Raw genomic sequence first — 9,622 nt, 5'->3', positions numbered from 1 at the left:
GTGCCGCCCACGGCGCGGAAGGCGCGCACCGGCGAATTCACGCCACCGGGAATCACGCGCTGCGCGCGCTCGAAGAGTTCAGCGTTCTGGTCGGTCATGGGTTGCTGCGGCCTTGCGTCGGGTCAATGCACTTGTCTAGGCAGGTTGCTGCCGTCGGGCTCGCCCTGCGGGCCCGAGCCAGGGTCTTCGCCGGGCTCGCCGTCTTCTTCCTCGCCGGGCGGCAGCGCCCAGAAGAAGCGGTCGGGGATGACGTTGCCCATGCCGGGGCGGAAGCCCGCGTCCAGGCTGTTGTCCAGGAAGGCCAGCGCCTCGCCCACCGCGGCCTGCAGCTCGCTGCCGGCGGCCAGCAGCGAAGCGAGCGCGGCCGACAGCGTGTCGCCGGCACCCACGAAGCTGGCCTCGAAGCGCTCGAACTTCTCGCCGGTGAGCGCGCCCTGGGCCGAGGCCAGCACGTTGTCCACCCACTGCTCGGTGCCCTTGCCTTTGGAGGGCAGCATCACGCCCGTCACCAGCACGAAGCGGGTGCCGTGCTCGCCGGCGGCCACGGCCAGCTCGCGCGCCGAAGGCGGGCGCTCATTGTCCCAGTCGGGCAGCAGAAAGTCGGTCAGCGTCTTGTGGTTGCCCACCAGCACCTCGGTCTGCGGCAGGATCAGCTCGCGGTAGGCGTCCACGTAGCTCTGCAGGTCGTCTTCCTCCAGCCAGCCCAGGTTGGGCATGTAGGCCACCAGCGGCACGTCGGGGTAGTCGCTCAGCACCTCGGCCACCGCGCTCACGCCTTCGGCCGAGCCGAGGAAGCCGACCTTCCAGCCGGCGATGGTCACGTCTTCCAGGATGCCGCGGGCCTGCTCGGCCACCACGTCGCCGTCGATCGCATGGCGGTCGAAGATCTCGGCGGTGTCGCGCATCACGATGGCGGTGACCACCGGCAGCGCATGCGCGCCCATGGCCGCGATGGTGGCGATGTCGCCGGCCAGGCCACCGGCGCCGCTGGCGTCGCTGGCGTTGAAGCTCATCACGCAGGCCGGTGCGACGCCTTCTTCGGCCGAGTCGTCGGCCGGGGGCGGTTGGTGTTGGGGGTTCATGGCTGGAATCCGGTACGTCCTCTCAAGGGCAGCAGCAGGGTGCCGATAACCTCCAGAGGAGTTTCAAGAAGGTGTTGCATGTGCCTGCGCCGCCTGCACTTTTGGCAAGACCGCGTGGCTACAATGTCCCTTTATTGTAGTGATTGACTGCATAACGTGAGCGACCCTGCAACCTGGATGTGCCTGATCTGCGGCTGGATCTACGACGAGTCCGCCGGCGACCCCGAACACGGCATCGCGCCGGGTACGAAATGGGCCGACGTGCCCATGAACTGGGTGTGCCCCGAGTGTGGCGCGCGCAAGGAAGACTTCGAGATGGTCCAGATCTGACCGGCCCGCGGCCGGTCCGGGCACGGACGTGCATGAAGGAGATTCGCCCGTGAGCGAGCCTGTGAGCGACCCGTTCCCCACCCTCGTCGAGACCGCGGCCCCGGCCACGGCGGCCAAGGTGCTGGTGATCGACGACAGCAACACCATCCGCCGCAGCGCCGAGATCTTTCTGCGCCAGGGCGGGCACGAGGTGGTGCTGGCCGAAGACGGCTTCGACGCGCTGGCCAAGGTCAACGACCACGAGCCCGAGCTGATCTTCTGCGACATCCTGATGCCGCGGCTGGACGGCTACCAGACCTGCGCCATCATCAAGCGCAACCCGCGCTTTGCCCATGTGCCGGTGATCATGCTGTCGTCCAAGGACGGCCTGTTCGACAAGGCGCGCGGCCGCATGGTGGGCTCGGACGACTACCTCACCAAGCCGTTCACCAAGGAACAGCTGCTCCGCGCGGTGGCGCAGTACCGGCGGCCCGCCTGAGGCCGGCGCCGCCGAGGAACATCGACATGACGATCCGCAAGATCCTGGTGGTGGACGATTCCAAGACCGAGCTCTACCACCTGTCGGACCTGCTGGGCCGCCGCGGCTATGCGGTGCGCACCGCCGAGAACGGCGACGAGGCCTTCCGCCGCCTGGGCGAAGACCTGCCCGACCTGATCCTGATGGACGTGGTGATGCCCGGCCAGAACGGCTTCCAGCTCACCCGGCTGATCACCCGCGACCCGCGCTTTTCCAGCGTGCCCGTGATCATGTGCACCAGCAAGAACCAGCAGACCGACAAGGTGTGGGCGCAGCGCCAGGGCGCGCGCGACTACGTCGTCAAGCCGGTGGACGTGGAAGAGCTGGTCGCCAAGATCCGCGCCTTCGACTGAGCGGCACCGACGATGGCCGACCGCGAAGCCCTGCACGAGCTGCATGCCCGCCTGGCCGACCGGCTGCAGGCCGCGCGCGACCAGCAGCAGCAGGTGGCCTCCTGGCTGGCGGTGGAATGCCGCGGCCACGGGCTGCTGTTTCCGCTGCAGCAGGCCGGCGAGATCTTTCCGCTGACGCCGCTGCTGCCGGTGCCGCATGCGCGGCCCTGGTTCGTGGGCGTGGCCAACCTGCGCGGCGGGCTGTACGGCGTGGTCGACCTGGCCGCCTTCCTGGGCCTGGGCCGCACCGAGACCGCCCGCGAAGGCACCCGCGACCCGGCCCGCCTGGTGGCGCTGGGCGGTGCCAGCGGCCTGAACTGCGCGCTGCTGGTCGAGCGGCTGGCGGGCCTGCGCAACGAAAGCCAGCTCAAGCGTGAGATGTTGCCTGCCGAAGAGGTGCCAGGGCCGGTGCTGCCGGCGTTTGCCGGCGCCCGCTACCGCGACGCCGACGGTCGCGCCTGGCAGGAAATCCTGCTCTCGGCCCTGGCGGACGATCCGCAGTTCCTTGCCATCGCGGGCCATTAGCGCCCGAGCACCTATCAGCCCCGGGGTGAAGTCATGAGTTTTCTCGATCAGTACAAGGCCAAGGGCGGTGGGCAGGCGGCAGATGCGGAAGGTCCGGCCACCCAGATCGGCGAGGACTTCGGCCGCACCACCACCCACGGCGAGGCCGCGGACATCGACCTCGACATGGACGTCGGCACGCCGCGTGCGGCTGCCGCCAGCGCCCCGGCCCGCGCCCCGGCGGCCGAAGAGGTGGACCCCTTTGCCATCACCGCGACCAGCTTTCCGCGCACGGGCGCGGGGCTGGCACCGCCGGTGGGCGCACCGGCCCCTGTGCCTGCGCCCGCGCCGGTGCCGCCGCGCCCGGCCGCACTGGTGGCCGAAAGCCAGCCCGCCGGCCTGCAGGACGACGAGACCGAAAGCCGCCTGGAAGAGCCCGAATCCGAAGCCGCCCCCGCCGGCAGTGGCCTGCCGCTGATCGGCCGCTGGCCGGTGGCGCGCCAGCAGCGCGTGCTGGGCCTGCTGATGCTGGGCGGGCTGCTGATGCTGATCGTGGGCGTGGTGCTGGCGCTGGGCGCTGCCAACCGCGGCGCCGACCAGGTGGCCGGTGCCAGCCAGGCGCTGGTGCAGTCGCAGCGGCTGGCGCGTGCACTGCCGCAGGCGGTGCTGGGCCAGCCCGCCGCGCTGGTGGACAGCCAGGACAGTGCGCAGCAGCTGGGCAGCGCGCTGCAGTCGGTGGCCGCCAGCGTGCCCGAGCCGCTGCGCGACGACGCGGCGGCCCTGCTGCCGCTGGCCGACCGCATCGGCAAGAACACCCAGGCCGTGCTGGCCCAGCGCGAGGCGCTGACCCAGGCCGGCCAGGCGCTGCGCCGGCTGGCCCGCCAGTCGGGCCAGCTGCTGGAAGCGGCGCAGGCCGTGGTGGCGGCCAAGGCCCAGGCCGGTGCCACGCCGGCCGAACTGCTGGCCGCCAGCCAGCTCACCATGCTCACGCAGCGGCTGGGCCGCAGCGCGGGCGAGTTCCTTTCGCCCGAAGGCCTGAGTGCCGAGGCCGTGCTCGCGCTGGGCCGTGACCTGCCCGCGCTGCGCGACACCGCTCTGGCGCTGCAGGACGGCAATGCCGAACTCAACCTGCCCGGCAGCCGCGACGCGGCGGTGCGCGAGCGCATCGGCGCGCTGCTGGCCGCCTATGAGCCGGTGCGCCAGCCGGTGGAAGCGCTGCTGCCGCGGCTGCAGGCGGTGGTGGAAGCCCGCAAGGCCGAAGCTGCGGCCATGGCCGACATCGAGCCGCTGCGCCAGGGCCTGGAAGGCCTGCAGGGCCGGCTGGGCGGTGCACCGGCCGGCCTTGGCGCGGCGCTGCCGCTGATCGGCGGCGGCCTGCTGCTGGCGCTGCTGGGCGGTGGTGGCTTCGTGCGGCTGTACGTGCGCGACCAGGCCGAGCAGGCCCGCCTGGCCCAGCGCCAGCGCGCCGCCGCCGAGCGGCAGGAGCAGCAGGCCAAGCGCGTGAACGATGCCAACCAGGCCGCCATCCTGCGGCTGATGAACGAGCTGCAGCTGGTGGCCGAAGGCGACCTGACGCAGCAGGCCACCGTCACCGAAGACATCACCGGCGCCATCGCCGATTCGGTGAACTACACGGTCGAAGAGCTGCGCACGCTGGTGGCCCAGGTGCAGTCGGCCGCCACCCGGCTGGGGCAGACCACGCAGAAAGTGGAAGACACCTCCACCGAGCTGCTGGCCGCCTCCACCGAGCAGCTGCGCGAGATCCATGAAACCGGCGAAGCCGTGCTGCAGATGGCCGGCCGCATCAACGAGGTGTCGGCCCAGGCGCAGCAGACGGCCGAAGTGGCCCGCCAGTCGCTGGCGGCGGCCGAATCGGGCCGCGCCGCGGTGCAGAACACCATCGGCGGCATGAACACCATGCGCGACCAGATCCAGGAAACCTCCAAGCGCATCAAGCGCCTGGGCGAAAGCTCGCAGGAGATCGGCGAGATCACCGAGCTGATCTCCGACATCACCGAGCAGACCAACGTGCTGGCGCTGAACGCCGCCATCCAGGCCGCTTCGGCCGGCGAGGCGGGCCGCGGCTTCACCGTGGTGGCCGAAGAAGTGCAGCGCCTGGCCGAACGTTCGGCCGATGCCACGCGGCAGATCGCCGCGCTGGTGCGCACCATCCAGGCCGACACCCAGGACGCGGTGGCGGCGATGGAGCAATCGACCCAGGGCGTGGTGGAAAGCACGCGGCTGTCCGACAACGCCGGCTCGGCGCTGGCCGACATCGAGCGCGTGACCCGCCGCCTGGCCGAGCTGATCGCGCAGATCTCGGCCCAGGCGCTGAGTGAGGCGCAGGGCGCCAACGTGGTGGCGGCCAACATCCAGCACATCTTCGCGGTGACCGAGCAGACCGGCGAAGGCACCCGTTCCACCTCCCAGATGGTGCGCGAGCTGTCGCGCACCGCCGAGGAACTGAGCCTGTCGGTGGCCCGGTTCAAGATCAACTGACGCCGCGGGCGCTCCTTCTCATGTCCGCTGCCATGCTCCCCACCGCGCCGCTGTCGCGCGACCACACCGAAGACCTCACCGCGCTGTCCTGGGTGCACGAGGAACTGCGCCGCTCGCTGGAAACGGCGCACAAGCTGCTGCGCCGCCACCTGAAGGAAGCCGCGCTGGCCGGCGAAGGCGCCGCCACCGACCCGGCACTCACGCGCCAGGCCCAGCAGCACCTGCACCAGGGCGTGGGTGCGCTGGAGCTGATCGGCCTGCCGTCGGCGGCGGTGCTGCTGCGCGCATCCGAGTCGGCGCTGGCCCAGCTGCTGCGCCAGCGCAAGCTCAGCGCGGCGGCGGTGGACACGCTGGAGTTCGCTTCCTTCGCGCTGCTGGACTACCTGCAGCGGCTGCTGGCCGGCAAGCCGGTGTCGCCGCTGCTGCTGTTTCCGCAGTACCGCGCGGTGCAGGAGATGGCCGGCGCCGAGCGGGTGCATCCGGCCGACCTGTGGCCGGTGGAGTGGCGCTGGCGCGAGCTGCCGGCCGATGCCAGCGCGCGCCCGCGCCCGCTGGATGCGGACGCCCGCGCCGAGGCCGAGCTGCAGACGCTGGCGCTGATGCGCCAGCCCGAAGGCCCGGCCGCGCAGCAGCTCAGCGACCTGTTCGCCGGCCTGGGCGCCGGCAGCCGCCACCTGCACGCGGCCACCCTGTGGAAGCTGGCCGCCACCTTCTTCGAGGCGCAGGGCCGCCGCCTGCTGCGCACCGACATGCACACCAAGCGCATGGCGTCGCGGCTGCTGGCGCAGTTGCGCGCCGGTGAGCGCAACCCCGACGCGCTGACGCAGGGCGACGCGGTGCAGCGCCTGGCGCACGACCTGCTGTTCTTCTGCGCCCAGGCGCTGGCCGACGCCGGCGACGCGCCGCGGCTGGCCGCCGTGCAGGCCGCCTGGAGCCTGCCGCCCGAGCCAGCGGCCGAGTACGACAGCAGCCGCCTGGGCCGCTTCGACCCGGCCTGGGTGTCGCAGGCGCGCAAGCGCGTGGCGGTGGCGCGCGACGCCTGGTCGGCCGTGGCCGGCGGCGAGCTGCACCGGCTGGGCGGCATCGGCGAGCTGTTTGCGCTGGTGGGCGAATCGCTGCGCCGGCTGTTCCCAGGCGGCGAGCGGCTGGCCGCGGCGCTGCACGACGCGGTGGCCGACACCGCCGACCGCGGCGCAGCCCCGCCCGCCGGCTTGGCCATGGAGGTGGCCACCAGCGTGCTGTACGTCGATGCGGCGCTGGAAGACGCCGACTTCGACCGGCCCGACGAGATCGACCGTGTGCAGCGCCTGGCCGAACGCATCGAAGCCGCCCGCGGCGGCGCCCCCGCGCAGCCGCTGGAGCCGTGGATCGAGGCGCTGTACCGGCGCGTGTCCGACCGCCAGACCATGGGCAGCGTGGTGCAGGAACTGCGCGCCGCGCTGGCCGAGAGCGAAAAGCAGATCGACCTTTTCTTCCGCGCGCCGCAGGACACCGACCCGCTGGTGCCGGTGCCCGGCCAGCTGCAGGCCATGCGCGGCGTGCTGTCGGTGCTGGGCTTCGACCAGGCGTCGCAGGCCGTGCTGCGCATGCGCGAAGACGTCGACCTGCTGCTGCAGGGCGGCGCGGCCGGCGCTGCGCAGCAGCCGCTGTTCGACCGCCTGGCCGCCAACCTCGGCCTGCTGGGCTTCCTGATCGACATGCTCAGCGTGCAGCCGCAGGTGGCCAAGTCGCTGTTCGCGTTTGATGTCGACAGCGGCCTGCTGCGCTCCACCGTGGGCAGCGGCGTGGCCCACCGCATGGCCGCACCCGCGGTCGCCGCCGAGGCGGCTGCGGTGCCCATGCCCGACCTGGTGCCCGAGCCGCTGCCCACGCCGGCCGAGCCGCCGGCGCCGGTGCTGCCCGAGCTGCCCGAACTGCCGGCCTTGCCGGACCTGTCGCTCGATCTGCCGCCGGACCTGGCGCCCCTGCCCACGCCCGAGCCTGCACCCGACACACCGCTGCCCGCGGTGGCGCTGGCGGACGAAGCCCCGCTGTCGCTCACGCTGCCCGACCTGGACCCCGAGACCACGGCCGCGATGCCCGCGGTGCCCGAGCCGGCCGAGGCGCCGCTGGACCTCGCGCTGCCGCCGCTGTCGGCCATGCCGGCCCCGGCCCAGCCTGCCGACCCGCAACCCCCCGCGCAGGAGGAGGACGACGAGCTGCGCGAGGTGTTCCTCGAAGAAGCGCGCGACGTGCTGCTGGGCGCCGCCGAAGCCTTGCAAGGCCTGGCCCTGCACCGCGACGACCTGGGCCGCCTGACCACGCTGCGCCGCGCGTTCCACACCCTCAAGGGCAGCGGCCGCATGGTCGGCCTGAACGAGTTCGGCGAAGCCGCCTGGGCGGCCGAGCAGCTGTACAACGCGCGCCTGGCCAGCCCGGCGCCGGCCGACGACGAGCTGCTGGCGCTGACCGGCGAGCTGCTGGACTACCTGGGCGACTGGGTGCAGGCGGTGGCCGACCGCCGTGACGGCGGCCACGCCGCCGCGCCGGTGCAGCAGGCCGCCGATGCACTGCGGCTGCAAGGCCTGCGCGAGCCGCTTTTCCTGCCCGCGGCCCTGCCGGCGTTGCCGGAAGCGAACGACGACTCGGCCTTCCTCAGCGGCCCGGTGCCCTTGATCGACGCCGGCACGCAGTCGGAGCACGGCGCGCTGGAAGGCGTGCTCACCGAGCCGCTGGACCGCCGCCCGCCGCTGGTGCTGCCCACGCTGCCGCTGCCGCCTGCCGCGCCGCCGGTGGCCGACACCACGGCGCTGCTGGCCGCGGTGCCCGACCTGCCCTCGGCCGACGCGCTGGACCTGGACTTCGGCCTCGACTTCGGCAGCCCGGCGCCGGCATCGGCCGCCGAGCCGTTGCCGCCCGCACCGCCACCGCTGATCGAGCCCTTGATGACCTCGCCGATGCCGCTGCTGCCGGCGCTGGCCGAGGACGATGGCGAGCCGGCGCAGGCCCCGACCGCGGCCCAGCCCGAGCCTGAGCCCCTGCCCGACGCGCCGCTGCCCGCACCCGAAGTCTCGATGCTGGTGGACGCGTGGCCTGAGTTCCACCTGGGCGAGCCAGGAGCGGCCACCGCCGAGCCGCTGCCGGCGCCCACGCCGCCCGACGAGTTCAAGTACATCGGCGAGCTGCAGGTGCCGCTGGCGCTGTTCAACATCTTCCTGGCCGAGGCCGACGAGCAGTCGCGCCGCCTGGGCATCGAGCTGGCCGAATGGGCGCTGGAGTTGCACCGCCCGGTGGGCGAAGCGGCCGTGGCGCTGGCGCATTCGCTGGCCGGCAATTCGGCCACGGTGGGCTTTGCCGATCTGTCGCAGCTGGCCCGCCTGCTGGAACACACGCTGGCCCACAGCCAGGCGCTGGGGCAGGGCGATGGGCCCACCTCGCGCCTGTTCAACGAGGCCAGCGACGAGATCCGCCAGCTGCTGCACCAGTTTGCCGCCGGCTTCCTGCGCAGCCCGTCGGCCGACCTGGTTGAGCGGCTGCAGGCCTGCGAGCGCGAACTGGCCGAGGCCGCCGCGCCGGCCTATGCCGAGCTGCCGCCCGACTCGGGTGCCGGCACGCTGCCGGGCGCCCTGGACAGCCCGCCGGACAGCCGGTTCGACAGCACGCTGGACGGCGCCGCCGCGCTGGTGCCGCTGCCGCCCGCGCCGCCGCTGCAGCCGCCGCACGCCACCGCGCAGGCGCTGGACGACGAGGACAGCATCGACGCCGTGGACGCGGTGGATGCCGACCTGTGGCCCATCTTCGAGGAAGAGGCGCAGGAGCTGCTGCCGCAGCTGGCCGCCCGCCTGCGCGACTGGGCCGAGCAGCCTGACGGGCCCGATGGCCCGGCCGCCTGCATGCGCACGCTGCACACGCTCAAGGGCGGTGCCCGCCTGGCCGGCGCCATGCGCCTGGGCGAGATGGCGCACCGGCTGGAAACCGCCATCGAGCACCTGCTGGCCCGCCCCAGCCTGCAACGCGCCGACGTGGAGGCGCTGGAAGCCCGCGTCGATGCGATCAACACCACCTTCGAGGCGCTGCAACGCGGCGAGCCGCTGAGCAGCGAGCCACCCGCCTCGGCCCCGCCTGCGCCGCTGCCCGAGCTGGTGCCGATGCCGGCGCCCGCCTTCGACCTGCCGGCTGAAGTGCTGGCTGAAGTGCCGCCGGTGCTGGCGCCCGAAGCGCTCGACATCCCCTGGGCTGCCGAAGCCGCGCCCGAAGAGCCGTCCTTCCTGTCGCTGGCCGACGAGCCCGCCGAGGCGCTGTTGCCGCCCCAGGCCGCC

The 9,622-nt window shown here is 73.0% G+C and carries 7 protein-coding genes; 6 read left to right on the top strand and 1 reads right to left on the bottom strand.

Annotation, left to right across the window (positions count from 1 at the left end):
- Window positions 1-122: 122 nt before the first annotated feature.
- On the bottom strand, window positions 123-1,082 hold the full coding sequence (locus ABNT58_RS13995) for a bifunctional hydroxymethylpyrimidine kinase/phosphomethylpyrimidine kinase (RefSeq protein ID WP_348754074.1): 960 nt from the start codon (window positions 1,080-1,082) through the stop codon (window positions 123-125).
- A gap of 177 nt (window positions 1,083-1,259) precedes the next feature.
- Between ABNT58_RS13995 and ABNT58_RS13990 the strand changes: the two genes are divergently transcribed.
- The 6 genes from ABNT58_RS13990 to ABNT58_RS13965 all read left to right on the top strand — a co-directional run.
- Window positions 1,260-1,412, top strand: a complete 153-nt coding sequence (locus tag ABNT58_RS13990) for a rubredoxin (RefSeq protein ID WP_046115735.1) — start codon at window positions 1,260-1,262, stop codon at window positions 1,410-1,412.
- Window positions 1,413-1,473: 61 nt separating this feature from the next.
- A complete protein-coding gene (locus ABNT58_RS13985; RefSeq protein ID WP_348754075.1) occupies window positions 1,474-1,890 on the top strand; it encodes a response regulator in 417 nt (138 codons plus the stop codon).
- Between the two features lie 26 nt (window positions 1,891-1,916).
- A complete protein-coding gene (locus tag ABNT58_RS13980) occupies window positions 1,917-2,282 on the top strand; it encodes a response regulator (protein ID WP_348754073.1) in 366 nt (121 codons plus the stop codon).
- 12 nt (window positions 2,283-2,294) lie between these two features.
- The gene (locus ABNT58_RS13975) at window positions 2,295-2,846 is read left to right on the top strand and encodes a chemotaxis protein CheW (RefSeq protein WP_348754072.1); all 552 of its coding nucleotides are present in this window, start codon (window positions 2,295-2,297) and stop codon (window positions 2,844-2,846) included.
- Window positions 2,847-2,879: 33 nt separating this feature from the next.
- Window positions 2,880-5,324 carry a methyl-accepting chemotaxis protein gene (locus tag ABNT58_RS13970; protein ID WP_348754071.1) on the top strand — a complete coding sequence of 815 codons (2,445 nt, stop codon included), beginning with the start codon at window positions 2,880-2,882 and terminating at the stop codon, window positions 5,322-5,324.
- A gap of 32 nt (window positions 5,325-5,356) precedes the next feature.
- On the top strand, window positions 5,357-9,622 hold a 4,266-nt coding region (locus ABNT58_RS13965; RefSeq protein ID WP_348754070.1), incomplete at its 3' end, for an Hpt domain-containing protein.

This window comes from uncultured Aquincola sp., assembly GCF_964001545.1.
In the GTDB taxonomy this organism is placed as follows: domain Bacteria; phylum Pseudomonadota; class Gammaproteobacteria; order Burkholderiales; family Burkholderiaceae_C; genus Aquincola.
Note: the sequence above shows the minus strand (reverse complement) of the source record. Positions and strands in the feature narration are given on the sequence as shown.